Consider the following 25,528-nt stretch of genomic DNA (forward strand, 5'->3'; position numbering starts at 1 on the left):
GTGTACAGACTGGCCTCTTCCCGGCTAAAGCCGGTCCCACTAAAAGCAAAACCTCATGAGCGATCATGAGGTTTTTTTTGCGCTTTGATTTAGGCGACCCGCCTTGTGGAGCCAGGCCTCCATGATATTCTCGCGGCCGTTTTCATCACTGCCTTGAGATCCCCGTGAAATTCATCCACCAACGCGAACACCTGAATGAAGGCGACATCGTGGTGATCGAGTCCTCGAACGCCTGCAATATCCGCCTCATGAGTGACGCCAACTTCCGCAGCTTCAAGAACGGCGGTCGCCACACTTATCACGGCGGCGCCTTCGACCGCTTTCCGGCGAAGATCGTCGTGCCCAGCACCGGCTTCTGGAACATCACCCTGGACACGGTCACCCAACGGGCGATCAGCGTGACGCGCAAGCCCAACCTCAAACACTCGATCAAAATCGTGCGCCGGACAGGCTCGAAGCTCCAAAACTGAGTGGCTGATGACTGCACATTCAGCGGCGCGAATCAGGCCCGCCATTGCAGCGGGCCTGGGGCAGGGGGTCAGAGTTTCGGCAGCTGACCGATGCGGCCCATCATCTCGGTGACGATCTGCAAGTCCAGCAGGAACTGCTCGGTGGTCTTGAACTCGGCGTCGGTGTGACCGGTGTATTTGACGTCGGGTTTGGCTAGGCCGAACTGCACTCCGTTGGGCAGCTCATGCACGGACGTGGCGCCGGCGGAAGTGCCGAACTTGTGCTCCATGCCCAGGTTCTCGGTGGCCACGGCCAGCAGCGCCTTGACCCACTCGCCCTCGGGATTGCGGTACATCGGCTCGGCGATCGAGTAATTGAAGCCCGGCGTGATATGGCTCTGCTGGGTCCAGGCGGTCAGCTTCCGTGCGATTTCCGCCTTCAGCGCTTCCGGTGATTTGCCCCTTGGCACGCGCAGATTGACTGCCAGTTTGAAGGCCTTGTCGTCCATCGCCACGTAAGTCAGCGAGGCCGTCAGCGGGCCCATGAACTCATCACTGAAGCCGACGCCCAGTTTGGCGCCCAAGTAATCCAGGCCCCAGTTGTCAGCGGCGTAGCGCGCGGCGTCGGTGATCGCGTTGTGCTTGAGCGCGACCTTACCGTCCAGGCCGTTGATGAAATCGAGCATCCGCGCCACCGGGTTGACCCCCGATTCTGGCTCGGAAGAATGCGCCGACACGCCGGTGACGGTCAGCTTGACGTCCTTGCCGGCCACTTCCGCGTCGACCTTGAAGTTGCCGCCGTTGCGCTGGGCGTACTCGGCGCCGGCTTTCTGCAACTCGGCCGCGAGTTCAGCGGGTTGATCGCTGACCAGCGTGACGACCGATTTTGACGGGATCTGGTTAGTGGCCATGCCGCCGGTCATCGAAGTGATTTCCGCGCCAGTGCCTTCGGCGGTGCGACGGGCGAAGCTGGCCATGACCGTGCCGTAGCCCTTTTCCGCGATGACCACCGGGTAGCTGCCGTCGAGCGCCAGGTTGTAGGCCGGCGTCGGGTTGCGTTCGAAATAGTAGGGAATGGCGTCGCCGGAGGTTTCTTCGGTGGTGTCGATCAGCAGCTTGAAGTTGCGCGCCAGGGGCAGCTTTTCTTCCTTGATCACCTTCATGGCGTAGAGCGCGACGACGATGCCGTTCTTGTCGTCCTCGGTGCCGCGCCCGTACATGCGGTCGCCGATCAGGGTGATTTTGAACGGATCCAGACGAGTGCCATCGGCCAGCACCCAGTTGTCCAATGTGACCGGCACGACGTCGGCGTGGGCGTGAATGCCGACCACTTCAGGGCCCGCGCCCTCAAGGGAGATTTCATACACGCGGTTGTCGATGTTGCGGAAGGTCAGGTTGAACGACTGCGCGAGGGTTTTGATTTTCTCGGCCATCTTGATGAACGCCGGGTTGTCGTGCTGTGCGACGCCTTCAGTCTGGAACGTAGGAATGGCGACCAGCTCGCGCAGGGTTTCGGTGGCGGCGCTGCCGTATTTCACCCGCGCATAAATCCCCAGCAGGCGATGGATATCGTTCTGCTCATCGGCGGACAGCTTTTTATTGGCGAGGAAGGCGTTGATCGCCGGCTCGATGCCGGCAGCCTTGACGACGTCGGTGGTGCTGATCGTCTTGAGGAATTGGCGGAAATCCGTGACCGCGTTTTCTTTGAGACTGCCGACAATCGTGCTGCTTTGTTGCGCGGTGAGGTTGGCAAAGGCAGCCGGTGCAAAGGCGGAGACGCCGGCGAACATCAAAGTGGCGGCGGCGAGTTTTTTGAGCGAAAAGTCCATTGGGTGGGGCATTCCTTGGCAGGCATGTTGAGAGAAATGTCTGATCATTCGATCAGAAACCACCGCACGCTACCATCGCCGGTGGAACAGGGGGAGTCCTCCTTGTGATATCTGTCGCCTTCAAGGGGAAAAGCGGCGCAGAACCGTAAATGACTCAGGCCATTGAATGCCCTGAAAAAATAGGCGTGAACCCGCCTCGCTCATACGCCATAACCGTCTACGCTGATGGCGCAGCGCGACGGCATGGTGTTGATGTACATGGTTTTCCGTAGCCGCAAACCTTTCAGGCGCTACCACGCCCGGCTATCTCACTGAGGAACTCCATGAAACTGCGTCATTACGCTGACCGGACGCTGCGTGCGTTGCTGGTCATGATGAGTGTAGGCATCTGCCAGGCGGCAGAGCAGCAGCGTGTGAACATCGGTTCGTTGAACATGACCGGCGGCAAAATCACCCGTTGCGACTTGGGTTATCGCACCTACGGCACCCTGGCAGAAGATCGCAATAACGTCGTGTTGGTGACCACCTGGCTCGCCGGGCGGACGTCCGACCAGGCCGACATGATCGGACCCGGCAAGTTGGTCGACACCAATCGCTGGTACGTGGTGGCGATGGACGCTATCGGCAACGGCGTGTCCTGCTCGCCGTCCAACAGCCTCAGCGCGCCGCGCCTGAAGTTTCCGCAGTTCGGTATTCGCGACATGGTCAAGGCGCAGCATCGCTTGCTCGCCATGTACCTGGGCATCGATCACGCCCACGCCATCGTCGGCATTTCCATGGGCGGTATGCAGGCCTTGCAGTGGGCGGTGATGTACCCGGACTTCGCCAGCAAGGTGGTGACCATCGTCGGCACGCCGCACCCGACCGAGCGCGATCTGCAGGCATGGAATGCAGAACTTGCCGCCATCGAACACGCGCCGGGCTGGAACAACGGCAACTATGGGCCGGGCACGGTGTTCAAGCAGCTCACGGCGGTACACAACGGTTATCTATGGACACCGGAGCGTGCTGCAGCCAAGCCGGCGGGGAACAGGCCTGCGCCTGGCGGCAACGTTCCTGCTTCAACAGGTGGCCAGCCGTTCAGTACGGTCGACTGGTACCGGCAATTGCAGGCCATGACGTCCTTTGATCTGTTGCGTCAGGGCGATATGGCCGCGCTGGCCGGTAATATCAAGGCGCAGCTGTTAGTCATCACGTCAGAACAGGACCGCATGGTAGACCCGGCGCCTTCCAAGGCGCTGGCCGCTCAAAAGCGCGCGCAGTTGCTGGTGCTCAACAGCGATTGCGGGCACATGGCGCCGGCGTGTGAAGCAGACAAGGTGAACGAGGCGGTGAAGGCGTTCCTCAAATAGGACGGCGGCCTCCGGTTGTCAGCGGCGCACTGGCCAGGACGGCAAGCCGGCGGCGAGAACCTGCCGCAGACGGCAAGCATTGTCGATTACGCGGCTCATCACGCCCTGGCGCGTGGTCTGCAGGCCAGTGCTGGCGGGCCTTTCAGGTGGATCAGGCGGTATGGCATCGGTTTTGCTGTTGTCGGGGTACATCGGACAACCTGAACAGGAGGTGAAAGATGTTAATCGGCAACAGTGCCATCCAGCAGTTCGTGTCGAAGGCCGTAAGCCACACCCATTACGCCACGACGGACACGGATGCCTACAACAGCGCCATGGCCGGCGCTGCCACACCCGTGGCGGCGATTGCGAGCAATGGTGAAGGCGCGGCGCAAAGCAGCAATGACGGCAAGCAGGGCTACGACGAGTCGTTTGCCAAAATGATGGTGAACCTGAAAGCAGCGGCGGCCAACACGGCGTCGTCGGTGACGGACGATGACAAGGCAGCCGCGGCTGCGGCGTTTGTGTCCAGCGCTGACAAGCAGGTCGCGTCGTCTGATAGCGTCAGCAAGACCGTCTCCGATGAACTGGCGGCCAGTGATGGCACGGCGGGTTCTGACGGCGCGGGTTCGGTGAAGGATCAGTTTCTGTCCTACATGAACCAGACCGACGCGGAGAAGGTGCGGCAGCGGTTGACGGGCGTCAGCAAGGCGGAATACGACGCCATGACGCCGGAAGAGCAGGCGGCGGTTGACAAGCAGGTGACCGAGCTGCAGAAGCAGAAGACGGATCAGCAGGTCGCTGAGCGGGAGGTGAAGACCAGGATCGCCATGGCAAAGGCGGAAATGGCCTGATCTGTTGGCGCCTCGGGTGCTCTGCCTAACGGCAGAGCGTTTCGCCTTCGGCGAGTTACTTGGAAAAGCACCCCAAGTAACCAAGGGTGCTTGCTCTCGGTTTGGCCCGACTTCGTCGGGTTCCTTCACTCCGGTCCCGCTCCGTGGGCCCGCGCCGAACGGACATCCATGTCCTGACGGCGCTCTCGCCGCATCCCTGCGGCTCGACCCACTCCGCGAAACCTGCGTTCAGCCTGCACCAAAGTCGCGATAGGTGTCGTCTGAGGGTTATGTGTTTGAAGATCAAGATCAAAAGCAGATCAGAAGCAGATCGAGGGCGGGTCAAGCGCCAAGGACGTGTGGGAGTGAGCTTGCTCACGAAGGGGCCGGTACATCCATCGGATATCTGGCGTGTTGGATAAAGCATTCGCGAGCAAGCTCGCTCCCACAAGGAGGGGGCAATCAGCAAAATTGTCGGCGCCTGAGCTGGCCTCTTCCCGGCTAAAGCCGGTCCCACTAACAGCAGCGCGTGCAGTCAGCAGGAAGGGCGCCGACTGTAGGACCGGCTTCAGCCGGGAAGCTCTTGATCTACTTTTGATCTTCCTACACAAAAAGCCCAAACGCCGCCAATCGCGACTTGGGTGCAGGCTGAACGCAGACGACGCGGAGTGGGCCGAGCGGCATGGATGCCGCGAGAGCGCCGTCAGGACATGGATGTCCGTTCGGCGCGGGCCCACGGAGCGTCGTCGGAGTGATGGTATTCCGACGAAGGAGGAACCAAGCCAGGAGCAAGCACCCTTGGTTACTTGGGGTGCTTTTCCAAGTAACTCGCCGAAGGCGAAACAGTCTGCCCCCAGGCAGACGCCCTTGATCTTGATTTTGCTTTTAAGAGTGCTCGGCGCTAAACGACTTCCGCCCGATAGGGCAAATCCGGCCCCTCCCGCGTACAGGTCACCGCCGCCGCCGTCACCGCAAACTCCAGCATCTTCGTCAGCGTCTCCCGGTCCACGCCCGCCAGAGCAGCTGGCGCATCCAGACCCCGCTCCGTCAGAAACGCAATCAGCGCCGCCTGAAACGTATCACCGGCACCCACCGTATCCACCGTTTCCACCTTGCGCGCCGCCACCGACCACGTACCCAGCGCCCGCGTGAATATCGTCGCGCCCTCACGCCCGCGGGTCATGATCACCCACTGGCAATTGTCCTTCAGCCAGCCCTCGGCCACCGCCGCCGCGTCCTTCTGCGGATACAACAGCTCCAGGTCCTCATCACTGACCTTGATGATGTGCGCGTGCTCGGCAAACTTCGCCACCTGACCGCGCCACAGCTCAATGCTCGGCGCCGGATTCAGCCGCACGTTGGGATCGAAGGTAATCAGCCGCTTGCCGCTTTCCCGCCGAACCAGCGTCAGCAACGCGTCGGCGATCGGCTGCACCACCAGCGAAAACGAACCCACGTGCAGGCCCCGCACGCTGTCGTCCAGCGTTGGCAGACTCTCAACGCTCAGCATCCGGTCGGCGCAGCCTTCGCCGCGAAAACTGTACTGCGGCGAACCGTCGGCACCCACGGCGACCATCGACAGAGTAGTCGGCGCGTCGATGTGCACGAGAAAGTCATCGCGCACGCCTTCTTCAGCCAGCACTTTCAACAGGCGCTTGCCCAAGTAATCGCTGGAGATGCCGGCGAAGAACCCGGCATCGATGCCCAGCCGGCGCAGCCCCACGGCGACGTTGAACGGCGAACCGCCGGCGATGGCCTGATAACCCACTTTGTTGCTTTGTCCGCTGTCCGGCTGACAGAAAAAGTCGAACAGTGCTTCGCCACAGACCAGATACATAGTTGCTCCATAAAGGCCGACGGGGCTGTCCGTCAGAGGCCCTGCAATTGAGTGCGATAGTGCTGATAAACCGCCTGATACGCCGTAACGTGTTCGGCAACCGGCCGGGTTTCGCTGGCCGGATCGAGGCTGACGCAACGTTCGGTCAGCGCCTGCAGCGATTCGCCGTCGCCGACACCCCCGGCATCGGCGTGGGAATGACACCACGCCGCCTGAATTGCTGCGCCCAGTGCCGCCGCTTCGGTGCCGGTGGTGCAGATGACCGGCGTGTCCATGATGTCGGCGACGATCTGCCGCCAGATCGCGCTTTTGGCGCCGCCGCCGATCAGGCGGATGTTATCGCTTTTAATGCCGCTGTCGCGCAACAGGTCCAGGCCGTAACGCAGGCCGAAGGTGGTGCCCTCGACCACCGCGCGGCACAGGTTGGCCTGGGTCAGGTTGGTGCTGTCCAGCCCGAGAATGCTGCCGGTGGCGTGGGGCAGGGCGGGCACGCGTTCGCCGTTGAGGAACGGCAGCACGAGTACGCCCTGGGCGCCAATCGGTGAGGAGGCGACCGCCGCGTTGAAGGCGCCGATGTCCAGGGCGAACAGCTCGCGGATGGCACTGGTGGCGTTGGTCAGGTTCATGGTGCAGATCAGCGGCAGCCAGCCGCCCGACGAGGAACAGAAGGTCGCCACTGACGGCTGCGCGCTGACGTTGCCGGCGTCGGCGAAGGCGTAGACCGTGCCCGACGAACCCAGGCTCATGGTGATTGAGCCTGGTGCAATATTCCCGGTGCCGATCGCGCCCATCATGTTGTCGCCGCCGCCGCTGGAGACGATGGCGTTAGGATTGAGGCCCAGCCGCTGGGCGATGGCAGGAAGAATCGTGCCCACCGGCTGATGCGCCTCGATCAGTTCCGGCAAAGCATTGACCAGCCGACCACTGGGATCGATGTGCTGAAGAATGTCGAGGTCCCATTCGCGGGTGCGCACATTGAAATAACCGGTGCCCGAGGCATCGCCGAACTCGCTGCAGCTGCGGCCGGTCAGCCAGTAATTGAGGTAGTCGTGGGGCAGCAGGATCTTGTCGATGCGGGCGAACAGTTCGGGGAACTGCTCTTTGCTCCACAGCAGTTTGGAGACCGTGTAGCCCGGCGCGATGGCGATACCCAGACGCTCCAGCGAACCGGCTTCACCGCCCAGATATGCCAGCAGGCGATCATTTTCCGGGGTGGATTCGGTGTCGCACCACAGCTTCGCCGGGCGCAGCACCTGGCCTGAGTCATCGAGCATGACCAGGCCATGTTGCTGCCCGGACACACCGATGGCCTCGATGTCCGCGCCGGACACCCCAGCCTGTTGCAACGCCGCCGCCGTCGCCTGCTCGAACGCGTCGAGCCATTCCTGCACATCCTGTTCGCGGCGACCGTTGGCGCCACTGATCATGTGGTGCGCACCCGAGCCTTCGCCCAGAACCTTGCCGCTGACCGCATCCAGAACAATCGCCTTGGTGCCTTGGGTGCCGCAATCGATGCCGAGAAACATGTTCCACCTCAGACGGTTTTCGCCAACAGGTTTTCCAGGGTTTTGCTGACGCCCAGTTCTTTCAGGCTGTTCAGGTTGTGCTCGAACGATGCCACGAACTCGGCAGACTGGGGAATCGCCGCGCCGAAGATTTCTTCCACTTCAAGCAGCCGCTGAGTGACCAGCACGTCATCGGCCACCAGCGCCTTGCAGAAGTCCGCGCGCGGGTCGACCACGGTGTACGGCACGCCGTTCTCGCCGGTGAAATCGCCCGTGCGGTTGCCCTGCAGGTACAGCGCCCAGGCCGCGACCACCAGCGAGGCTCGGTCCATGTTGCCGCCGTCGAGGATCAAACGGTTGATGGTCGGCACGGTGAATTTCGGAAATTTCGACGAGCCGTCGGAGCACACCCGCTCCAACTGATCGGCGATGGCCTGATTGGAAAAGCGGTCGATCAGGGTCTGTTTGTACTCGGTCAAATCGATGCCCGGCACCGGCGCCAGTTGCGGGGTGACGTCCAGGTCCATGTAGGTGCGGATGTAGTCGACGAACAACGGGTCATTCATGGTTTCGTGGACGAAGCGATAGCCCTTCAGCGCGCCGAGATAGGTCAGCGCCAGGTGGCTGCCGTTGAGCAGCTTGATTTTCATTTCTTCGTACGGGGTCACGTCGTCGGTGAACTGCACGCCGACCTTCTCCCAGGCCGGGCGGCCGTTGACGAACTTGTCTTCCAGCACCCATTGCACGAAGGGTTCGCAGACCACCGGCCAGGCGTCATCAATCCCTTTCTGGTCGTGCAGCTGCAGGCGGTGGGCGGTGCTGGTCATCGGCGTGATGCGGTCAACCATGGCGTTGGGAAAACTGACGTTTTCAGCGATCCAGTCGTGCAGCTCCGGGTCGCGCAGTTGGGCGAACGCCAGCAGGGCCTTGCGGGTCACGGCGCCGTTGTGCGGCAGGTTATCGCAGGACATCAGGGTGAACGCCGGTGTGCCTTCCGCGCGGCGGCGAGTCAGGGCGGCGCACAGGTAACCGAATACGGTTTTTGGCGTGGCGGGGTGTTCGAGGTCGTACTGGATCTGCGGCAGGTGACTCATGAATTCGCCGGTGCTGTCGTCGATGCAGTAGCCGCCTTCGGTGATGGTCAGCGAGACGATGCGGATGTCGGCGCTGGCCAGTTTGTCGATCAGCGCCAGGTCACTGTCGGTGGACATGAGCATCTGGCTCATGGCGCCGATCACGCGGGTTTCGGTGTCCGGGGTGTCGCCCAGTTCGAACAGCGTGTAGAGGAAGTCCTGGCCCTTCAGCGCCTCGAAGTTGCCGCGGTCTTCTTCGCGCAGGCTGACCCCGCAGATGGCCCAGTCCAGGCCTTCGCCGCTGCCTTCATTGGCGCCGAGGGACATCAGCGCATCGGTGTAAAACGCCTGGTGGGCGCGGTGGAAACCGCCGACGCCGATGTGAGCAATGCCCTGGCGGCGCTCATCGAGGGAGTAGGCTGGGATGGCAATGCCGGCGCCCAGGTTGGAGAGGTTCTGCTTGTTCAGTTTCATGACGGTGTCCCGAATTCGGTGGAGTGCGAGGGATCAGGCAGCGGCCTGCAGCGCGCGGCGGATGACCTGGCCCTGGGCGTCGAACAGGTGGCAGTGCGCGCTGTTCAGGTGCAGTTTCAGGGTCTCGCCGTACTGGCTGGCCAGGTCCCCACGAATACGCATGGTCAGCGGCTCGCCGGAAGTGGTGCGCACGTGGCAGTAGGTGTCGCTGCCGAGGCGTTCGCTGACGTCGGCGATGACGGTCAACTGGCAATCGCCTTCGTTGGCCAGCTCCAGGTGCTCGGGACGAATGCCCAGGGTCACCGAGTCGCCGACGCTCTGTTGCGCGTTGGTGAAAGGCAGCAGGACTTTTGTCCCGGCGTCCAGGGTGACTTCGCAGGCCGAGGCCTGGACGCCGCTGATGATGCCCTTGAGGAAGCCCATTTTCGGCGTGCCGAGAAAGCCCGCGACGAACAGGTTGGCCGGGTGGTGGTACAGCTCCAGCGGCGAGCCGACTTGTTCGACGCGACCGCCGTTGAGCACGACCACCTTGTCGGCCAGGGTCATGGCTTCGACCTGATCGTGGGTGACGTAGATCATCGTTGCCTGCAGCTCTTTGTGCAGGCGCGACAGCTCCAGTCTGGTCTGCACCCGCAGGGCGGCGTCGAGGTTGGACAGGGGCTCATCGAACAGGAAGATTTTCGGGTTGCGCACGATGGCGCGACCGATCGCCACCCGCTGGCGTTGACCGCCCGACAGCTGCTTGGGCTTGCGCTCCAGCAACGGGCCGAGCTCGAGGATACGCGCGGCTTCATCGACCTTTTTCTTGACCTCGGCCTTGGGTGTGCCCGCCAGGTCCAGTGCGAACGACAGATTTTTGCCAACGGTCATGTGCGGGTACAGGGCGTAGGTCTGAAACACCATCGCAAGGTCGCGCTTGGCGGGCGTCACCTGAGTGATCTCGCGGCCATCCAGCTCGATGCTGCCGCTGGTGACGTCTTCCAGGCCGGCGATCAGGCGCAACAGGGTGGATTTGCCACAGCCCGACGGACCGACGAAGACCACGAATTCGCGATCCTTCACGTCCAGGTCGATGCCTTTGATGATCTGGTGGCCGTCAAAGCCTTTTTGCAGATTTCTGATTGTCAGGTTAGCCATGATGGGCTCCAGTTTTATTCTTCAAAATGTCGAAATCATCAACGGCGGGATCGTTCCATGCTCTGCGTGGTAACGCCGCCCTTGACGCTCTGCGTCGGCGCTTTGGACGCGGAGCGTCCGGTCGCTGGTTACCACGCAGAGCGTGGGAACCCTCATGTTTCGGTTATTTCACGGCACCAAACGACAGCCCGCGAACCAGTTGTTTCTGGCTGATCCAGCCGAAGATCAGGATCGGCGCGCAGGCCAAGGTCGACACCGCCGACAACTTGGCCCAGAACAAGCCTTCAGGGCTCGAATACGAGGCGATCAGCGCAGTCAGGGGCGCGGCATTCGATGAAGTCAAGTTCAGCGACCAGAACGCCTCGTTCCAGCACAAGATCAGTGACAGCAGCGCCGTCGAGGCCAGCCCGCCCTTGCAGATCGGGATCAGCACGCGAAAGATTTCCTGACGCGTGGTGGCGCCGTCCAGCCGCGAGGCTTCGAGAATCTCTCCGGGAATGTCCTTGAAGTAGGTGTAAATCATCCACACCACGATCGGCAGGTTGATTAGCGTGTAGATCACGATCAGCGCGATGCGCGAATCCAGCAGGCCAAAGGTCTTGGCCAGCAGGTAGATCGGCATCAGCACGCCCACCGGCGGTAGCATCTTGGTGGAGAGCATCCACAGCAGCGTGCCTTTGGTGCGCTTGGTTTCGAAAAACGCCATGGAGTAGGCCGCCGGCACGGCGATCAGCAGGCACAGGATGGTCGCGCTGAAAGAGATCAGGATCGAGTTCCAGGCGAAGTGGAAGTAGTCACTGCGCTCCTGGATGTGCAGGTAGTTTTCCAGGGTCGGCGTGAAAATGAACTGCGGCGGCGTGGCGAACGCGTCGATCTCGGTCTTGAAGCTGGTCAGGACCATCCAGAAGATCGGGAAGAAAATCAGCGCCGCGATCAGCCACGACAAGGTGCCGAGCAGGGCACTTTGCAGGCGACGGGATTGTTTGAGCGTCATCATGGCCTTGCCCTCAAGACTTGTCGGTGAGGTTTTTGCCGATCATCCGTACCAGGATGATTGCAGCAATGTTGGCGATCACGACGGCAATCAAACCGCCTGCCGATGCCATGCCCACGTCGAATTGCAGCAGTGCCTGGTTGTAGATCAGGTACGCAAGATTGGTGGAAGCGAAGCCCGGGCCGCCGTTGGTGGTGGTGAAGATTTCGGCGAACACCGAGAGCAGGAAGATCGTTTCGATCATCACCACCACGGCGATCGGGCGCGCCAGGTGCGGCAGGGTCAGGTGCCAGAAGATCGCGATCGGGCCGGCACCATCCAGACGCGCCGCTTCTTTCTGTTCCTGATCCAGGGACTGCATGGCGGTCATCAGAATCAGGATCGCGAAGGGCAGCCACTGCCACGACACAATGATGATGATCGACAGCATCGGGTAATTGGCCAGCCAGTCCACCGGCTGGGCGCCGAACAGCTTCCAGACCCAGGCGAGGATGCCGGACACCGGGTGGAAAATCAGGTTCTTCCAGATCAGCGCGCTGACCGTCGGCATGATGAAGAACGGCGAAATCAGCAGCACGCGGACGATGCCGCGACCGAGGAATTCACTGGCCTCCAGCAGCGCCGAGATCAGTACGCCGAGGATCACGCTGATGGCCAGCACGCTGCCGACCAGCAACAGCGTGTTCATGGCGCCGGGCAGGAAGCCTGCGTCGGTGACGAAGAATTCGAAGTTCTCCAGCCCGACGAATTCGTTTTCGCCGGGATTGAGCAGGTTGTAGCGGATCAGCGAAAAGTAGATGGTCATGCCCAGCGGCACGATCATCCACACCAGCAGCAACAGCACCGAAGGGCTGACCAGAAACCAGCCGGGCTTGGTGACGCTGCCTTTGACGGACGATTTGTCATCGGCCGCAGCGGTGCGTGGGGTGAGGGTTGAGGTGTTCATGTTGACTCCGAGCCGGCAGAAGCGTGAACGTGGGCGGCAGGCAATCGGCGCCTGCCGCCTTCTAGCAGCGGGTGTCAGCCCTTTTTCGGGTAACCCGCGCGCTTCATTTCACGCTCGGCCACGCTTTGCGCGCTGGTCAATGCCTGATCCACGCTGGAGGTGCCCACCAATGCCGCCGAGAACTGTTGACCGACGGAGGTGCCGATCGACTGGAACTCGGGGATGGTCACCAACTGGATGCCCACGTACGGCACCGGCTTGAGGGTCGGCGCTTTCGGCGTGACGGCCTTGAGGGATTCCAGGGTGATATTGGCGAACGGCGCGGCTTGTTTGTAGGCATCGGTGTAGGTCGATGCGCGGGTGCCTGGCGGCACATTGGACACGCCGTCTTTCTCGGCGACCAGCGCGGCGTACTCTTTGGACGTGGCCCATTCGGTGAAAGCGCGCGCGTCCTTGTCGTTCTTCGCGCTGGTCGGGATCGCCAGTGCCCACGAGTACAGCCACGCTGAGCCCTTGTCTGTGACTTCATGGGGCGCATAGGTGAAGCCTACGCTGTCAGCCACTTTGCTCTGGGATTTGTCGGTGACGAATGAGCCGGCGACGCTGGCATCCACCCAGATTGCGCACTTGCCGCTGTTGAACAGCGCGAGGTTTTCGTTGAAACCGTTGCTGGAAGCGCCGGGCGGGCCGTCCTTCTTCATCACGTTGGTGTAGAAGGTCAGCGCGTTCTTCCATTCAGGCTGGTCGAATTGCGGCTTCCATTGTTCGTCGAACCAGCGCGCGCCAAAGGAGTTGGCGATGGTGGTGATCAGCGCCATGTTCTCGCCCCAGCCGGCCTTGCCGCGCAGGCAGATGCCGTACTGTTCCTTGGACTTGTCGGTGAGCTTGTCGGCGAATTCGGAGATCTGCGTCCAGGTCGGACGCTCCGGCATGGTCAGGCCGGCGGCCTTGAACAGGTCTTTGCGGTAGTAGGTGATCGAGCTTTCTGCATAGAACGGCAGGGCGAAGAGTTTGCCATCAACCGACAAGCCATCACGTACCGAAGGAAACACGTCGTCCAGCGCGTAGGACGCAGGCAGATCGTTCATTTCCTTGAGCCAGCCCTTGGCGCCCCAGAGTGAGGCTTCGTACATGCCGATGGTCAGCACGTCGAACTGGCCGCCCTTGGTGGCGATGTCGGTGGTCAGGCGCTGACGCAGCACGTTCTCTTCCAGCACGACCCACTTGAGCTTGATGTCCTTGTGCTGTTCTTCGAAGGTCTTGGACAGCCGCTGCATGCGGATCATGTCGCTGTTGTTGACGGTGGCGATGGTGACTTCACCGGCTGTGGCGGTGGTGCAGAGAGACAGGAGGGTCAGACAGGTACCGGCAAGGAGAACGTTTGCAGAGGTCTTCATTTATCACTCCTCTTCTGCGCCAAGGCTGACGTCAGAAGCTTGGTTATTGTTTTTGTTTCTTCCGGAGGCCAGGAAGAATGTCAGCTGATTACAGCCTTGTACGCGCTGGTTGACAAATCCTGCGGCGCACTTGAACTGATACTTTTTTGCACCGGGAATTCAGCCGGCCACGTCGTAGAACTGCGCCCGCGCATGGTGCGGGGCAGTTCCAGCGTAGTTGAAGGGTGCGAACGGGTAACGAATCAGTACAGGTTTTGTTCGGTCAGGCGCTGTACGGCGAGGCGGCGATAGTGGGAGGGAGTCATCCCTTTGAGCTTCTGGAAGCGCCGATTGAAGTTGGAGATGTTATTGAAACCCGACTCGAAGCAGACATCCGTCACCGGCCGGTCGCCGTCGGCGAGCAGTTCGCAGGACTTGCTGATGCGCAGGCGATTGACGAATTCGACGAAGCAGCGACCGGTCGCCTGCTTGAACACCCGAGAAAAGTACGTCGGCTTCATGCCCAGGTACTCTGCCACTTCTTCCAGCGGCAACTCGCGGGCGTAGTGGGTGAAGATATATTCCACGGCCTTGTTGGTGCGCTCCACGGCGTGATCGTCGGACAGCTGCGAGGCGGTGGTGCCCGACAACAGCTGGAAATCATCACTGGCCGCCAGCAATTCCAACAGAATGAAGAAATGCCCCAGGCGGGTCATGCCCGTGGTGTCGGCGATTTTCTGCATCAATTTGGTGGCCTGGCGGAGGGTGCGCTTGCAGCGGAATTCGATGCCGTACCGGGCGCGCTCGAGCAGTGGCGCCAGGGTCTTGAGTTCGGCGAAGACCTGATTGCCGCTTTCAAGCAGCTCTTCGGTGAAATTCACCAGCATGTCGCGCTTGGGCACGACCTCATCTTCTTCGATCTGGCTGATCCAGTTGTGCGGAAGATTGGGGCCGGTGAGGAACAGGGTCTCAGGGTAAAAGTTGCCGATGTAATCACCGACGAAGACCTTGCCGGAACTGGCAACGATCAGGTGCAGCTCGTATTCCTTGTGGAAATGCCAGCGCACCAGCGGGCAGGGGAAACCATGCTCACGGTAGATGATCGACAGGCCATTGTGGTCGTCCATCAGCTCGTAGGAAGGTTCGGTGACTCTTGTTGTTTTGGTCATGCGTGTGCCGGTCTGGAGAGTGGCGTGGGAGTAATGTGCACTATTTGCCGGGCGGAATACAGATGCGGGCGTTAAACGAAGACTACCTCAACCCGGCCTTCCTTCCGCGACGTCGGTGCAGGTTTGACCACGATCTGCACGTCACGCCCGAGGCGTGCCAGGCAATCAATCATTTTGGTCTCGCTGATGCCTCTGAACCTGCCGCGAAGCATCTCCGACACCTTGGGCTGCGGCATGCCGAGGATTTCCGCCGCTTGAATCTGGGTTAATTGACGGGTCTTCAGAATGCTGCCGATCTCTGAGGCCAGTTGAGCCTTGACCAGCATCTCCTCCGGGTTGGGGACGCCAATGTCTTTGTAGACATTGCCAGTGCCGCGTTCGATTTCAGTCATGTTTGTGTCCTGTCCAATGGGCTTCGGCAGCCATCAGCCTATTTTTAATGAGAGCAATGTCGGCTTGCGGCGTCTTGATATTTTTAGTCGATTTTTTCTGGAAACAATGCAGCACATACACCGCGTCGCCGAAACGCAATGTGTAAACCGCGCCGGTCCCACTGGGTGACCGCGGTGTTCGGTAGGAGCGGCTTCAGCCGGGAAGAGGCCGTTTGAGCGCCATCAATCCTGCGGTGTGACGTCCGACGCTTTCCCGGCTAAAGCCAGTCCTACTAGGGGAGCGCGGTGTTTCAGTAGGACCGGCTTCAGCCGGAAAGAGGCCAGTTTGCACGCCATCATTTCTGCGGTGTGACGTCCGACGCCTTCCCGGCTAAAAGCCTGCAGTGGGTCATTGGGAAGGTCTTCAGCCAGGGAGGGCGCGAGCAGGATCGCCTCGGGACCACGTTACATACCGTCGCTTAAAAAATTCTCCGCGAAGTGGCGCATGAAAGTTCGATGTGTACTATCCACATCAGTCAACAAAGGGATAGGCTGATGCGGAGCAGGGACATGATCAGAATGGTCGAGGACGATGGTTGGTATGTGGTCGAGGTCAAAGGCAGTCATCGCCAATACAAGCACCCGTTAAAAAAGGGACGCGTCACGGTTCCTCATCCCAAGGATGACCTGCCAAAAGGGACGGTTCACAGCATATTGAAACAGGCCGGCCTCAAATGAATGTCCCAACGCGAATGAGCTCGGAAGGATAAAGCATGAAATTACCCGTCGTTTTACACAAGGATCCCGACTCGGTATACGGCGTCACCGTGCCTGATATCTCGGGATGTTTTTCCGCTGGCGCGACCATTGGCCAGGCGCTGGACAATGTGAAAGAAGCCCTGGCGCTGCACTTTGAAGGGCTGGTCGCTGATGGCGAGGCGCTGCCGCAGCCGATGGACATCGACGCGCATATCAATAACCCGGACTATCAAGGAGGCGTGTGGGCTGTGGTCGAATTTGACGTGACGCCGTATTTTGGCCGCTCGGTGCGGTTCAATGCGACGTTGCCGGAAGTGCTGCTGGAACGCATCGATGCCCGCGTCAGGAGCGATCAACGTTACCGATCGCGTTCGGGGTTCCTGGCAACAGCGGCGTTGCGCGAGCTGCACGAATAAGTCCGCGCAATGCCGCTTGGCTGCGGCGTTGCGAGCACCTTCCGCGAACGTCTCCAGAGAACCGTCACCCCATGAAAAAAATCCTTGTGATTGGCATTGGCGCGGGCAATCCCGAGCACATCACCGTTCAGGCCATCAAGGCGCTGAATCGCACCCAGGTGTTTTTCATCCTCGACAAGGGCTACGCCAATGACGACCTGCTGGCGTTACGCCGGGACATTTGCGAGCGCTATATCGAGGGGCATGACTATCGTCTGGTGCAGGTGAGCGATCCAAAGCGCAGGGACGATTCTTCGTCTTACCGCAGCGGGATCGAACACTGGCACGAGCAACGCGCCGTGCTGTTCGAGCAGTTGATTGCCGATGAAGTAAAGGCCGGCCAGACCGGGGCGTTTCTGGTGTGGGGCGACCCGGCGCTGTACGACAGCACGATGCGGATTCTCAACCAGGTGCTCGCCCGGGGTCGCGAGTCATTTGACTATGAAGTCATCCCCGGCATCACCAGCGTGCAGGCGCTGGCCGCCGGGCATCGCATCGGCCTGAACCGCATTGGCGAGCCGATTCACATTACCACCGGCCGGGAGCTAGCAGCGCAGCAGGGCGCGCACATCAGCAACAGCGTGGTGATGCTAGACGCCCATTGCACCTTCGAGCGGTTTGTCGATGAAGACTTGCATATCTATTGGGGCGCTTACCTGGGCACCCCTGACGAAATGCTCATTTCAGGCCCGCTGCACGATGTCAGCGCGCAGATACGTCAGGCGCGTGAAACAGCGCGAGCGCAGAAGGGCTGGATCATGGACACCTACCTGCTGCGCCGCGCCGTCCGCTAGGCACAATGCCTCAAGCGTTTCTGTTTTTAGCTTCTATCCACTGCGACATGTATTGCGTGCTCTTGTGCTGATGGTGGCGAAGCATGGCGCCGGTGAAGTTGGCCGTGCGATGGGCCTGGAGCGTGTCACGCAACGCGAGTATGCGTTCGATGAGCGCGGCGCAATGTCGATCATGGCCAAAGCGCGCCGGCAGCAATTGCCAGCCGTCCCGTTGCGCCTGTTGCCAGCGCGCCTGATCGGTGTAGAGGCTGACGGCCGCGTCGGCCAGCCCCCGCGCATCGCAGGCCACGGCTCCGGGAAACGCCAGCTCGCCGTGCATGGCTTCGGCACCGATGGGCGTGGTGACGGTCGGCGTGCCGCAGACCATGGCGTCGATGATCTTGCCCTTGATCCCCGCGCCGAATCGCAATGGTGCAAGGGAAATCCGCGCCGCGCCCATCACCTCCAGCGCGTCTTCGGCCCAGTTCATGATGTGAAACCCCTGGGCGGCGTTATGCAGCGCTGCGGCCTTGGGCGGCGTATACGCGCCGTACACATGAACCTGAGCTGCGGGCAGTTGCGCGCGAATCAGCGGCCAGACGGTGTTTTTCAGCCACAGCACCGCATCCCAGTTCGGCGCGTGGCGGAAGTTGCCGATGGTGATGAAATGCGCCCGCTCTTCAAAGGAGCGAGCGCCATCTGGCACCTCCCTCACAAGCAGCGGTACCCAATGCAATTGGGCGGCGGGCACTGAAAACCGCTCGGTCAGCAGGCCGATTTCGACATCCGACACCATCAGGCTCAGGTCACTGCGGTGAATGGCGGCGATCTCGCGCTGGGCCAGGTCAGTGGTTGCCATCCGGGTGAACAGCTGATCCCGTGACGACTGAAAATAATCAGTCAGGTCAGCATCAGGTTTGCCGTCGAGGCGTTCCTTGACCGCCTGATGACGGGCATGGCGCAGGCTCTGCAGGTCGGAACTCTCCAGCAGACGGATCGCGTTCGGGCAGTGTTTTTCCACCCGCCAGCCGAATTGCTCTTCCATCAGGAACTGGTCGAACAACACCACGTCGGGCTGCAGCTCACCGATGAAGGCGTCGAAGCTGCTGTGATTGAGGGCGATGGCGACTTCGGTGATGCCCAATCCGGCGAGATCGGCCTTGTGCTCGCCTTCGGTGGCGGCGCTGGCGAAAGTGATCTGCCAGCCGTGTTCGAGAAAACAGTCGATCAACTGCATGACATGGCCGCTGGCCGCTGACGATCGCGGCTCGGGCCAGACGTAGCCGATAATCAGCACATGGGGCGAGGGGCGCTGCGTCAGATGCTCAGTTGCCAAGGATGCCCTTCACCTTGTCACGCAGCTGGTCGATGGAAAACGGCTTGCCGATATTGTGCATGCCCTCCGGCACATCAACAGAATCCGCGTAGCCACTGGCGAACAGCACCGGGATGTCGGGGCGAATCTCACGTGCCCGATTTGCGAGGTCTTTACCGTTCATGTCGGGCAGGCCCAGGTCGGTCATCATCAGATCGATGGTCTGGTCAGCGTTGTTCAGAAACGCAAGGGCCTCGGCGGCGTCGGCTGCTTCCAGCACGGTGTACTCAAGCTCCTCGAGGACGTCGACAATCAACATCCTGACGATGTTGTCATCTTCGACCACCAGAATCGTGCGGGGTGAATCGGACATGAAAAGTTCCTTAATTAGGCAGGGAGCGCATCGCACGGCATAGGGGGTATACAGCGTTTCGCTGCGGGCGCAATTGTGACAAGTTCCGCGACGCAACAACACGATTCAATTGAGTGTAGTGGCTTTTGGATTGCACTCAAATGTACAGTGCGAGCCCATTTGTTCTCCATCTATTGTCAGAAAATTCAACCTTCTACGTCAGATGCTGGAGTTTTTGCCGCGATTTGCGGCAAACTCCGTCGTTTAGACGAATCCGCCTGAGCCCTTGCGATGATCACCCACTCTGCAGTCGATGAGCAACGTTTCCGCAAACTGTTAAGCCGCAACGTCAGTTTACCTTTGGCCGTCGGCGTACTGAGTGCGGCCTTCTTTGTCATTCTGATTTCCTACTTGTTGTCGGCGATCCAGTGGGTCGAACACACCGACCGGGTGATCAACAATATCAATCGCTCGCTCAAGCTCTCGGTGGACATGGAAACCGGGATGCGCGGCTTCCTGCTGACCGGGGATGAGCGTTTTCTTGACCCCTACGAAGTCGCCAAACCGGCCATCATGAGCGAGCTCCAAGGGCTTGAAGAGCTGGTCGCCGACAACCCGGATCAGGTCGACCGCTTCAAGCGCCTGGCCGCGCTGCAATCATCGTGGAACGAGTTTGCTCAGGAGATGATCACCCTGCGGCGCACCGGCGGCGACTACCAGACGCCGATCAAGGACCGTCGCGGCAAGCGCCTGGCCGACGAGATGCGTGACCAATACGAACTGGCAGCCAACGTTGAGCATCAGCTGCGACTGACACGCAACACCGACGTGACCCACACCACGGTGATGTCGGTCTCCCTGTACATCGCGTTCATTCTGATCGTCAGCGGGATCCTTGCCTGGGTCGGCCGTCGCGACATGACCACGCTGTCCAATACCTACGCCGCGAACCTCAAGGCCCAACAGCTTGACGCGGATCGCTTGTCCCACGTCGCCTGGCTGCGCAACGGTCAGAGCGAACTGGCCGAGCAGGTCATCGGCCAGCTCACCCTCAATCTGCTGGGCCGCAACGTGCTGCATTTCTTCGCCCAATACTTGGGCGCGGTGGTGGCCGCTGTTTACGTGCGCCAGGAGCACGGCGGTCTGGTGCGCGTCGCTTCCTATGGTTTCTCCCGGGAGCAGGAGCAGCACGAGCAGTCGATCTACAGCGGTGAAGGCGTGGTCGGCAAGGCGGCCGAGCAGGATCAGATCATCACCCTGAACAACGTCCCTCAGGATTACTTCAAAGTCACCTCCGGCCTGGGCGAAGGTTCGCCGCGCAGCGTCGTGGTGGTGCCGACCAGCAACGATGACCACGTCAACGGCGTGATCGAGCTCGGCTTCCTTCGCGAGCTGACCCCCCGTGACCTGGAATTCCTCGAACTGGTGGCCGAGAACGTCGGCACCTCCATCGAGGCGGCGCGCTACCGTCAGCGCTTGCAGGAAGTGCTCGCCGAAACCCAACAGCTCAACGAAGAGCTTCAGGTGCAGCAGGAAGAATTGCGCACCGCCAACGAAGAGCTGGAAGAGCAGTCGCGGATCCTCAAGGAATCCCAGGCCCACCTGGAAACCCAGCAGGCGGAGCTTGAGCAGACCAACGAGCAGTTGGCCGAGCAGGGTAAGGCACTCGCTGACCAGCGTGACGCCCTGGACCGCAATAACGAAGAATTGCACATCGCCCAGGTTGAGCTGGAAGCCCGCGCCGACGAGTTGCAGCGCTCCAGCAAATACAAATCCGAATTCCTCGCCAACATGTCCCACGAGCTGCGCACGCCGCTCAACAGCTCGCTGATTCTGGCCAAGCTGCTGGCGGAAAACCCCCAGGACAACCTCTCCGAAGAGCAAGTCAAGTTCGCAGAATCGATCTACTCGGCCGGCAACGATTTGCTCAACCTGATCAACGACATTCTGGATATTTCCAAGGTCGAGGCCGGCAAGCTCGACATGCGCCCGGAGAACAGCAGCGTCAGTCGTCTGGTGGACGGCCTGCGCATGACCTTCGAACCGCTGGCGGCCGAGAAGAAGCTGGAGTTCTCCGTGGAGATTCAGTCGGGCACGCCGGTGTCGCTGTACACCGATCGCCAGCGCCTGGAGCAGATCCTCAAGAACCTGCTGTCCAACGCGATCAAGTTCACCGAAAGCGGCGCGGTCAGCCTGACCGTGTCGCGGCAGCCCGGCGAAGGCGTCGCCTTCACCGTTCGAGACTCCGGCATCGGCATCGCCGAGGAGCAGCAGGAAAGTATTTTCGAAGCGTTCCGTCAGGCCGATGGCACGACCAATCGCCGCTATGGCGGCACCGGCCTGGGGCTGTCCATTTCCCGCGATCTGGCGCGCCTGCTTGGCGGTTCGATCAGCGTCACCAGCGCGCCGGGGCAGGGCAGTATTTTCACCCTGGTGCTGCCGGAAGAGTACGTCGAGCAGGAGCCTTCGCAGTACGCCGAGGCGCCCGTGGTTGCCGTGCAGCCTGCGCCCGTTGTGGCGCGCGTCACCCCACCGACGCCAACTCCCGCCAGGTCTGCACCTCCCGCAGCGCCGATTCCGCGTTTTGCCGATGACCGTGAAAAAGCGCCCTTCACCAAGCGCTGCATTCTGGTGATCGAAGACGAAGTGCGCTTTGCGCAGATCCTCTATGACCTGGCCCATGAGCTGGGCTACAACTGCCTGGTGGCCCACGCCGCCGACGAAGGCTTCGATCTGGCGTCCTCTTTCGTGCCGGATGCGGTCCTGCTGGACATGCGCCTGCCGGACCATTCCGGCCTGACGGTGCTGCAACGCCTGAAGGAGCTGCCGAGCACCCGGCACATCCCGGTGCACGTGATTTCCGTCGAAGACCGTCAGGAAGCCGCGCTGCAGATGGGCGCTATTGGCTACGCCGTGAAGCCGACCACCCGCGAGGAACTCAAGGACGTCTTCGCCCGCCTCGAAGCCAAGCTGACGCAGAAGGTCAAACGCATTCTGCTGGTGGAAGACGATGCTTTGCAGCGTGACAGCATCGCGCGTCTGATCGGCGACGACGACATCGAGATCACCGCGGTCGGGTTCGCTCAGGATGCCCTCGACCTGCTGCGCGACAACGCTTACGACTGCATGATCATCGACCTGAAACTGCCGGACATGCTCGGCAACGAGCTGCTCAAGCGCATGTCCACTGACGAGATCTGCGCGTTCCCGCCGGTCATCGTCTACACCGGGCGCAACCTTACCCGTGATGAAGAAGCGGAGCTGCTGAAGTACTCGCGCACCATCATCATCAAGGGTGCGCGCTCGCCGGAGCGCCTGCTCGATGAGGTGACGCTGTTCCTGCACAAGGTCGAGTCGCAGCTGTCGAATGAGCGCCAGAAGATGCTCAAGACCGCGCGCAGTCGCGACCGCGTGTTCGAAGGGCGCAAGATTCTCGTGGTCGACGACGACGTGCGGAACATCTTCGCCCTGACCAGCGCGCTGGAGCACAAGGGCGCGATCGTCGAAGTCGGGCGCAATGGACTGGAAGCGATCGAGAAACTCAATACCGTCGATGACATCGACCTGGTGCTGATGGACGTGATGATGCCGGAAATGGACGGCTACGAAGCCACCATCGAGATCCGCAAGAACCCCCGCTGGCGCAAGCTGCCGATCATTGCCGTGACCGCCAAGGCCATGAAAGATGACCAGGATCGCTGCCTGCAGGCGGGTTCGAATGACTATCTGGCCAAGCCGATCGATCTGGACCGGCTGTTCTCGCTGATTCGCGTGTGGCTGCCGAAGATGGAACGTATCTGAATGGATCGGATCAATTGACCGCCCGTTGCCCGACCATGAGTGTTGCCGATGCCTGAACGAGACGCCGATATCGAGTTGCGCTTGCTGATTGAAGCGATCTACTTGAAGTACAGCTACGATTTCCGCGATTACTCGGGGGCGTCGGTGAAACGACGGGTCACCCACGCGTTGCGTCAGTTTGAACTGAAGACCATTTCCGCGTTGCAGGAGCGCGTGCTGCATGACCCTTCGGCGTTCATGCAGCTGCTGCAGTTCCTGACGATTCCGGTCAGCGAGATGTTCCGCGACCCGACGCACTTCCTGGCCATCCGCGAAGAAGTCGTGCCGCTGCTGAAGACCTACCCGTCGGTGAAAATCTGGATTGCCGGGTGCAGCACCGGGGAGGAGGTCTACTCGATGGCGATCCTGCTGCGCGAGGAAGGGCTGCTTGAACGCACGATCATCTACGCCACTGACATCAATCCCCATTCCCTGGAGAAGGCCAAGCAGGGCATCTTCTCCATGGAAAACATGCGCGGCTACAACGAGAACTATCTGAAGGCCGGCGGCAAGCGGCTGTTTTCCGAGTACTACACTGCGGCCTACGATTACGCGATCTTCGACAAGACCCTGCGTGAGAACGTGACCTTTGCCGACCACAGCCTGGCAACCGACAGCGTGTTCTCCGAGACCCAGTTGATTTCCTGCCGAAACGTGCTGATCTATTTCAACAAGAAGCTGCAGGACCGCGCGTTCGGGCTGTTCCATGAGTCCCTGTGCCACCGCGGCTTCCTCGTGCTGGGCAGCAAGGAGACCCTCGACTTTTCCGGGTACAAAAACCAGTTCGACCCTCTGGTCAAACACGAGCGGATCTACCGCAAATCATGAGAACGTCGTTTCCCGGCAACCCCCCGGAGCAGCCCGCGCTGCCGGCGGTGGACGCGATTGTGGTCGGCGCATCCGCCGGTGGTGTCGAAGCGCTGCTGAAGATTTTCCGTACGCTGCCCAGAGGCTTTCGCTTGCCGATCCTCGCGGTGCTCCACGTGCCGGACCAGCGTCGCAGTCAGTTGGCCGAGGTTTTTGCCGTGAACCTGGCGATCCCGGTCAAGGAAGCGGACGATAAAGAAACCATCAAGGCCGGCACGCTGTATTTCGCCGGGCCGAGTTATCACCTGTCGATCGAGAAAGATTTCAGTCTGTCCTTGAGTCAGGAGGAACGGGTGCATCATTCGCGCCCGAGCATCGACATCCTGTTCGAATCGGCTGCAGACGCCTATGGTGAACGGCTGGCAGGCGTGTTGCTGACCGGTGCAAACAGCGATGGCGCGCGCGGCACGGCACGAATCAAGGAGTACGGTGGTCTGACCGTGGTCCAGGACCCGGCCCAGGCGCTCGCGCGGGCCATGCCCGAAGCGGCGCTTGCCCTTCATACGCCGGATTTTCTATTGCCTTTGCCCGACATTGGGTCCTTGCTTGTCGAGCTGGAACGAATTGCATGCTGAGTGAAATCAAAGCCAAACTGCTGATCGTGGATGATCTGCCCGAGAACCTGCTCGCCCTCGAAGCGCTGATCAAGCGCGAGGACCGTCAGGTGTTCAAGGCGTTGTCCGCAGACGAGGCGTTGTCGTTGTTGCTCGAGCACGAGTTTGCGATGGCGATTCTCGACGTGCAGATGCCGGGGATGAACGGCTTCGAACTCGCCGAGCTGATGCGCAGCACCGAGAAGACCAAGAACATTCCCATCGTGTTCGTCAGTGCCGCCGGGCGCGAGCTGAATTACGCGTTCAAGGGCTATGAAAGCGGTGCCGTGGATTTCCTGCACAAGCCCCTCGACATTCATGCGGTGAAGAGCAAGGTCAACGTCTTCGTCGATTTGTATCGCCAGCGCAAGGCCCTGAAGCAGCAGCTCGAAGAGCTCGAACGCAGCCGCGCGGAGCAGGAAGCGCTGATGCGCGAGCTGAAATCGACGCAGAGCGAGCTGGAGCGTGCGATCCGCATGCGCGATGACTTTATGTCGATCGTCTCCCACGAGGTGCGCACGCCGCTCAACGGCCTGATTCTCGAAACCCAGCTGCGCAAGTTGCACCTGGCCAAGGACAACGCCTCGGCGTTCACCATGGAAAAGCTCCGGGCCATGGTGGATCGGGATGAGCGGCAGATCCAGAGTCTGATACGGCTGATCGAGGACATGCTCGATGTGTCGCGGATCCGTACGGGCAAGCTGTCGATTCGTACCAGTCCCTTTGATTTGTCGGAGTTGGTGGTCAATCTGGTGGAAAGCTATTCAGCGCAGATCGCCGCCGCCGGCAGTGTGGTGACGCTTCACGCTGACACGCCGGTGATTGGGGTCTGGGATGAGTTTCGCATCGAGCAGGTGGTGGCGAATTTGTTGACCAATGCGTTGCGCTACGGCGCGCACAAGCCGATCGAGTTGCGAGTGTACAGCGAGGCCGGCGAGGCACGGATGGAGGTGCGCGATCACGGGATTGGGATCAGCGCGGAAAACCAGAAGCGTATTTTTCAGCAGTTCGAGCGGGTCGCGGCCAGTCATGCGGTGGCGGGGCTTGGTCTTGGGTTGTTCATTTCCGACCAGATCGTCAGCGCTCATGGCGGGCGGATCAGTGTCGAGAGCGAGGAAGGGTCGGGGTCGATGTTTCGGGTATCGCTGCCGCTCTGATCAGCGGCGTGGCTTGGAACGATCAAGAGCGTCTGCCTGGGGGCAGACTGTTTCGCCTTCGGCGAGTTACTTGATAAAGCCCCAAGTAACCAA

The 25,528-nt window shown here is 60.8% G+C and carries 22 protein-coding genes and 1 pseudogene; 10 read left to right on the top strand and 13 right to left on the bottom strand.

All coding sequences use genetic code 11. From position 1 onward, the window contains the following. Positions 1-164 precede the first annotated feature (164 nt). Complete coding sequence (locus ABEH28_RS09800) at positions 165-470, top strand: DUF1883 domain-containing protein (RefSeq protein WP_282373314.1); 306 nt, start codon at positions 165-167, stop codon at positions 468-470. 68 nt (positions 471-538) lie between these two features. Here ABEH28_RS09800 and ABEH28_RS09805 read toward each other — a convergent pair whose 3' ends face one another. Beyond that, positions 539-2,278 (bottom strand): dipeptidase, encoded by a 1,740-nt coding sequence (locus ABEH28_RS09805; RefSeq protein ID WP_346629805.1) that lies wholly within the window; start codon positions 2,276-2,278, stop codon positions 539-541. Between the two features lie 323 nt (positions 2,279-2,601). Here ABEH28_RS09805 and ABEH28_RS09810 point away from each other — a divergent pair, with 323 nt between their 5' ends. Both ABEH28_RS09810 and ABEH28_RS09815 read left to right on the top strand, forming a co-directional pair. Further along, entirely contained in the window at positions 2,602-3,630 is a 1,029-nt protein-coding gene (locus tag ABEH28_RS09810; protein WP_346629806.1) for an alpha/beta fold hydrolase, read from the top strand. Between the two features lie 218 nt (positions 3,631-3,848). Next, positions 3,849-4,463, top strand: coding sequence for a hypothetical protein (locus ABEH28_RS09815; RefSeq protein WP_192172106.1), 615 nt, complete (start codon positions 3,849-3,851; stop codon positions 4,461-4,463). An 880-nt stretch (positions 4,464-5,343) separates the two neighbouring features. Here the strand turns inward: ABEH28_RS09815 and ABEH28_RS09820 are convergent. The 10 genes and pseudogenes from ABEH28_RS09820 to ABEH28_RS09865 all read right to left on the bottom strand — a co-directional run. Beyond that, positions 5,344-6,279, bottom strand: coding sequence for a carbohydrate kinase (locus ABEH28_RS09820; RefSeq protein ID WP_346629807.1), 936 nt, complete (start codon positions 6,277-6,279; stop codon positions 5,344-5,346). A gap of 32 nt (positions 6,280-6,311) precedes the next feature. Further along, positions 6,312-7,805, bottom strand: a complete 1,494-nt coding sequence (gene xylB, locus ABEH28_RS09825) for a xylulokinase (protein WP_282372589.1) — start codon at positions 7,803-7,805, stop codon at positions 6,312-6,314. An 8-nt stretch (positions 7,806-7,813) separates the two neighbouring features. Beyond that, positions 7,814-9,331 (bottom strand): mannitol dehydrogenase family protein, encoded by a 1,518-nt coding sequence (locus tag ABEH28_RS09830; RefSeq protein WP_282372591.1) that lies wholly within the window; start codon positions 9,329-9,331, stop codon positions 7,814-7,816. Positions 9,332-9,364: 33 nt separating this feature from the next. Further along, on the bottom strand, positions 9,365-10,468 hold the full coding sequence (gene ugpC, locus ABEH28_RS09835; protein ID WP_192172102.1) for a sn-glycerol-3-phosphate ABC transporter ATP-binding protein UgpC: 1,104 nt from the start codon (positions 10,466-10,468) through the stop codon (positions 9,365-9,367). 163 nt (positions 10,469-10,631) lie between these two features. Further along, complete coding sequence (locus ABEH28_RS09840; RefSeq protein WP_065991391.1) at positions 10,632-11,465, bottom strand: carbohydrate ABC transporter permease; 834 nt, start codon at positions 11,463-11,465, stop codon at positions 10,632-10,634. Between the two features lie 10 nt (positions 11,466-11,475). Next, positions 11,476-12,408: a sugar ABC transporter permease gene (locus ABEH28_RS09845; RefSeq protein ID WP_192172101.1), complete on the bottom strand. Its 933-nt coding sequence runs from the start codon at positions 12,406-12,408 to the stop codon at positions 11,476-11,478. 74 nt (positions 12,409-12,482) lie between these two features. Next, on the bottom strand, positions 12,483-13,805 hold the full coding sequence (locus ABEH28_RS09850) for a sugar ABC transporter substrate-binding protein (RefSeq protein ID WP_192172100.1): 1,323 nt from the start codon (positions 13,803-13,805) through the stop codon (positions 12,483-12,485). Positions 13,806-14,047: 242 nt separating this feature from the next. After that, positions 14,048-14,953, bottom strand: a complete 906-nt coding sequence (locus tag ABEH28_RS09855; RefSeq protein WP_192172099.1) for an AraC family transcriptional regulator — start codon at positions 14,951-14,953, stop codon at positions 14,048-14,050. A gap of 71 nt (positions 14,954-15,024) precedes the next feature. Beyond that, positions 15,025-15,345, bottom strand: a complete 321-nt coding sequence (locus tag ABEH28_RS09860) for a helix-turn-helix transcriptional regulator (protein ID WP_282372596.1) — start codon at positions 15,343-15,345, stop codon at positions 15,025-15,027. Next, positions 15,338-15,496 (bottom strand): annotated as a pseudogene (locus ABEH28_RS09865) (type II toxin-antitoxin system RelE/ParE family toxin); the annotation flags it as partial. The gene ABEH28_RS09860 and the pseudogene ABEH28_RS09865, both read right to left, overlap by 8 nt. Positions 15,497-15,879: 383 nt before the next feature. Here ABEH28_RS09865 and ABEH28_RS09870 point away from each other — a divergent pair. The 3 genes from ABEH28_RS09870 to cobF all read left to right on the top strand — a co-directional run bounded on the left by ABEH28_RS09870 (position 15,880) and on the right by cobF (position 17,332). Continuing rightward, positions 15,880-16,062, top strand: a complete 183-nt coding sequence (locus ABEH28_RS09870; protein ID WP_122534807.1) for a type II toxin-antitoxin system HicA family toxin — start codon at positions 15,880-15,882, stop codon at positions 16,060-16,062. Positions 16,063-16,097: 35 nt separating this feature from the next. After that, positions 16,098-16,499 (top strand): type II toxin-antitoxin system HicB family antitoxin, encoded by a 402-nt coding sequence (locus ABEH28_RS09875; RefSeq protein WP_192172097.1) that lies wholly within the window; start codon positions 16,098-16,100, stop codon positions 16,497-16,499. Positions 16,500-16,570: 71 nt separating this feature from the next. Further along, positions 16,571-17,332 (top strand): precorrin-6A synthase (deacetylating), encoded by a 762-nt coding sequence (gene cobF / locus ABEH28_RS09880; protein ID WP_346629808.1) that lies wholly within the window; start codon positions 16,571-16,573, stop codon positions 17,330-17,332. A gap of 10 nt (positions 17,333-17,342) precedes the next feature. On the opposite strand, the gene ABEH28_RS09885 is transcribed toward cobF, so the two are convergent. Further along, positions 17,343-18,548 (bottom strand): glycosyltransferase family 4 protein, encoded by a 1,206-nt coding sequence (locus ABEH28_RS09885; protein WP_346629939.1) that lies wholly within the window; start codon positions 18,546-18,548, stop codon positions 17,343-17,345. Between the two features lie 88 nt (positions 18,549-18,636). Further along, the gene (locus tag ABEH28_RS09890; protein WP_192172095.1) at positions 18,637-18,999 is read right to left on the bottom strand and encodes a response regulator; all 363 of its coding nucleotides are present in this window, start codon (positions 18,997-18,999) and stop codon (positions 18,637-18,639) included. 270 nt (positions 19,000-19,269) lie between these two features. On the opposite strand from ABEH28_RS09890, the gene ABEH28_RS09895 reads away from it, so the two are divergent. Genes ABEH28_RS09895 through ABEH28_RS09910 form a run of 4 tightly spaced genes read left to right on the top strand, consistent with a single transcriptional unit; the run spans position 19,270 to position 25,435 of the window. Beyond that, positions 19,270-22,779, top strand: a complete 3,510-nt coding sequence (locus ABEH28_RS09895; RefSeq protein WP_346629809.1) for a response regulator — start codon at positions 19,270-19,272, stop codon at positions 22,777-22,779. 48 nt (positions 22,780-22,827) lie between these two features. Then, complete coding sequence (locus ABEH28_RS09900; protein WP_192172093.1) at positions 22,828-23,646, top strand: protein-glutamate O-methyltransferase CheR; 819 nt, start codon at positions 22,828-22,830, stop codon at positions 23,644-23,646. Next, on the top strand, positions 23,643-24,260 hold the full coding sequence (locus ABEH28_RS09905; protein WP_346629810.1) for a chemotaxis protein CheB: 618 nt from the start codon (positions 23,643-23,645) through the stop codon (positions 24,258-24,260). The genes ABEH28_RS09900 and ABEH28_RS09905 overlap by 4 nt, the downstream gene beginning before the upstream one ends. Further along, the gene (locus tag ABEH28_RS09910; RefSeq protein WP_346629811.1) at positions 24,254-25,435 is read left to right on the top strand and encodes a hybrid sensor histidine kinase/response regulator; all 1,182 of its coding nucleotides are present in this window, start codon (positions 24,254-24,256) and stop codon (positions 25,433-25,435) included. Before ABEH28_RS09905 ends, ABEH28_RS09910 begins: the two co-directional genes overlap by 7 nt. The last annotated feature ends 93 nt before the right edge of the window (positions 25,436-25,528 follow it).

This window comes from Pseudomonas sp. Ps21-P2, assembly GCF_039672565.1.
In the GTDB taxonomy this organism is placed as follows: Bacteria; Pseudomonadota; Gammaproteobacteria; order Pseudomonadales; family Pseudomonadaceae; genus Aquipseudomonas.

Coding starts and splice junctions, on each gene's coding strand:
- xylB (WP_282372589.1), bottom strand. CDS start 7,805: ATGTTTCTCGGCATCGATTGCGGCACCCAAGGCACCAAGGCGATTGTT.
- ABEH28_RS09840 (WP_065991391.1), bottom strand. CDS start 11,465: ATGATGACGCTCAAACAATCCCGTCGCCTGCAAAGTGCCCTGCTCGGC.
- ABEH28_RS09845 (WP_192172101.1), bottom strand. CDS start 12,408: ATGAACACCTCAACCCTCACCCCACGCACCGCTGCGGCCGATGACAAA.
- ABEH28_RS09815 (WP_192172106.1), top strand. CDS start 3,849: ATGTTAATCGGCAACAGTGCCATCCAGCAGTTCGTGTCGAAGGCCGTA.
- ugpC (WP_192172102.1), bottom strand. CDS start 10,468: ATGGCTAACCTGACAATCAGAAATCTGCAAAAAGGCTTTGACGGCCAC.
- ABEH28_RS09860 (WP_282372596.1), bottom strand. CDS start 15,345: ATGACTGAAATCGAACGCGGCACTGGCAATGTCTACAAAGACATTGGC.
- ABEH28_RS09805 (WP_346629805.1), bottom strand. CDS start 2,278: ATGGACTTTTCGCTCAAAAAACTCGCCGCCGCCACTTTGATGTTCGCC.
- ABEH28_RS09900 (WP_192172093.1), top strand. CDS start 22,828: ATGCCTGAACGAGACGCCGATATCGAGTTGCGCTTGCTGATTGAAGCG.
- ABEH28_RS09875 (WP_192172097.1), top strand. CDS start 16,098: ATGAAATTACCCGTCGTTTTACACAAGGATCCCGACTCGGTATACGGC.
- ABEH28_RS09890 (WP_192172095.1), bottom strand. CDS start 18,999: ATGTCCGATTCACCCCGCACGATTCTGGTGGTCGAAGATGACAACATC.
- ABEH28_RS09885 (WP_346629939.1), bottom strand. CDS start 18,548: ATGCAGTTGATCGACTGTTTTCTCGAACACGGCTGGCAGATCACTTTC.
- ABEH28_RS09820 (WP_346629807.1), bottom strand. CDS start 6,279: ATGTATCTGGTCTGTGGCGAAGCACTGTTCGACTTTTTCTGTCAGCCG.
- ABEH28_RS09810 (WP_346629806.1), top strand. CDS start 2,602: ATGAAACTGCGTCATTACGCTGACCGGACGCTGCGTGCGTTGCTGGTC.
- ABEH28_RS09910 (WP_346629811.1), top strand. CDS start 24,254: ATGCTGAGTGAAATCAAAGCCAAACTGCTGATCGTGGATGATCTGCCC.
- cobF (WP_346629808.1), top strand. CDS start 16,571: ATGAAAAAAATCCTTGTGATTGGCATTGGCGCGGGCAATCCCGAGCAC.
- ABEH28_RS09895 (WP_346629809.1), top strand. CDS start 19,270: ATGATCACCCACTCTGCAGTCGATGAGCAACGTTTCCGCAAACTGTTA.
- ABEH28_RS09830 (WP_282372591.1), bottom strand. CDS start 9,331: ATGAAACTGAACAAGCAGAACCTCTCCAACCTGGGCGCCGGCATTGCC.
- ABEH28_RS09870 (WP_122534807.1), top strand. CDS start 15,880: ATGCGGAGCAGGGACATGATCAGAATGGTCGAGGACGATGGTTGGTAT.
- ABEH28_RS09905 (WP_346629810.1), top strand. CDS start 23,643: ATGAGAACGTCGTTTCCCGGCAACCCCCCGGAGCAGCCCGCGCTGCCG.
- ABEH28_RS09855 (WP_192172099.1), bottom strand. CDS start 14,953: ATGACCAAAACAACAAGAGTCACCGAACCTTCCTACGAGCTGATGGAC.
- ABEH28_RS09850 (WP_192172100.1), bottom strand. CDS start 13,805: ATGAAGACCTCTGCAAACGTTCTCCTTGCCGGTACCTGTCTGACCCTC.